1 protein-coding gene is annotated in these 419 nt (G+C 57.5%); it reads right to left on the reverse strand.

The annotated features are described in order from the left end of the window. Positions 1-419, reverse strand: a 419-nt coding sequence (locus AC0IYH_RS29520; RefSeq protein WP_471837604.1) for a hypothetical protein, incomplete at both ends; no start/stop codon positions are given.

Raw genomic sequence — 419 nt, forward strand, 5'->3', positions numbered from 1 at the left:
GTTTCGCCTACGGCATTGGTCGCTGAAACCAGTCGGCCAAGGTCGTCATAGGCGTAGGAAACAATGCAAAACTCGGTAGTCCATTCGAAGGGCTCATAACCCTTGGCGCGCTGAATCTCGTAGTCCACCGCCACAATGTGACCAGCCACATAGCGCAAAAGCAGCGAGCGCCCGACACCGTTGTCCAACCGCTCAATGCGCCCGGAGTAGTCCCGGGAAATTCGCAGCCGGTTGTCATACGCATCGCTGATGGCAGTCAGCGTACCGTCGAGGAAGTGGTAGAAACGTGCCCCTTGCGCCAGCACTAATTCATCGGGCGCAGCTCCGAAATAAATTGCCGCCTCAGCCAGGCTATTAGTAATCGCCGGTCGCGACGCCGTAGGCAAGGGCAACGTGGTCGACCGATTCTCATGATCCGT

Source organism: Pseudomonas sp. AC463 (assembly GCF_979253585.1).